At 71.0% G+C, this 1,453-nt stretch carries 1 protein-coding gene; it reads right to left on the minus strand.

The window, feature by feature from the left end; translation table 11 throughout:
• Window positions 1-271: 271 nt before the first annotated feature.
• On the minus strand, window positions 272-1,453 hold a 1,182-nt coding region (locus tag ACWDNU_RS45720), incomplete at its 5' end, for an NAD(P)H-binding protein (RefSeq protein ID WP_449673431.1).

Here is a 1,453-nt window from a genome sequence, read left to right on the forward strand (position 1 = left end):
CTCACAACCGGCGCGAATGCGGGTTGTGACCGGATTCAAGTCGACGGCGATTCTTGTCGGCCACCGCCCCGCCGCGGCACCGGAGGGCTGTGAGATCTCCAGTGAATTCCAGAACATGTTCCACTCGACGGCCCGGGCCCTACCGTCGAGTAGGAAGGCGCCCACCAGCGCCGGGGTAGAAGGAGCACGCCATGATTCCCATCGACGAGAACATCGCCGCCACCGCCCATCGCGCCGACCGCACCGAGATACCGACCCGGCGGATCACGGTCTACTTCGACGGCGCGACCCCGCAAGACGCGCTGGTGCTGGAGTACGCGGCGACCCCCGCCGAGGCGTGGGCGCTCAGGGCCGCAACGAATTCCGCGCGGGTGGCCGGGATGAACGCGATCTCGCGGCCACTGGCGGCGGCGATCTCGCCCACGGCCTCGGCGAAGGTCAGCGCCCGCGCGCCGGTGATCTCGTAGATCTCGCCCGCGTGCCGGGGATCGGTGAGCGCGGCCACGGCGACCTCGGCGATGTCGTCGGCGTGCGCGAACGGTTCGGGCACATCGCCGTTGGGCAGCGCGACCGCGCCGGCGAGGACGTCGGGGAGGAACGCGCCCTCGCTGAAGTTCTCCGCGAAGAAGGCGCAGCGCACCACGGTCCAGGCCAGGCCCGAATTCTCCACGATCTCTTCGCATTCGCGCGCCTCGGGCTCGCCGCGGCCCGACAGCAGGACCACCGTTTTCACGCCCGCCGCCGCGGCAGCCGCGGTGAACGCGCGGATGACATCCGGCGCGCCGGGGACGGCGAGATCCGGCTGGTAGGACAGGTAGACGGAATCGACACCGGCGAGGGCGGGGCCCCAGGTGGCCCGATCGGTCCAGTCGAACGGGATCGCGGCGGTCCGCGAGCCGAGCCGGACCGGGTGGCCCGCGGCCTCGAGGAGCGCCGCGACGCGGCTGCCGGTCTTGCCGGTGCCGCCGGTGACGAGGAAAAGCTGCTGGTGGGAAGCGGTGTTTGTCATGAGATAAGTACATCGTCCAGCGGCCTCGGGCAACATCGTCGTGCCGCTCGCGAACATGCGCGGTCGTCTACTGTGGACGATGTGGATGCGTTGGCCGGACTGCTCGAAGGGCCGCGGGTCACGCAGCCGCTCGTGGTCGAGCGCACCGGCGACCTCGGCGGCCACCGCGTCGGCGCCGGGGCGGATGTTCACCACGACCGACCGATCGGGGTCGATGAAGTTCAGGGCGATCTGCGCGTCGTGCTCGTCGGCCTGCACGCCGTAGGGCAGGCGCACGGCGAGGAACTTCGCCTCGACGCCCTCGGCGCGCAACTCCTCGACGGCGAGCTGGCACAGTCTGCCCGCCAGGGCGCTGTCCTGGCCGCCGCTGATGCCGAGGGCGAAGCCGCGCGCCGGGGTGGAGTTCAGGTAGTCCTTGAGGAAATCGACGCGGCGGCGGACCTC

The organism is Amycolatopsis sp. NPDC003676 (genome assembly GCF_053587275.1).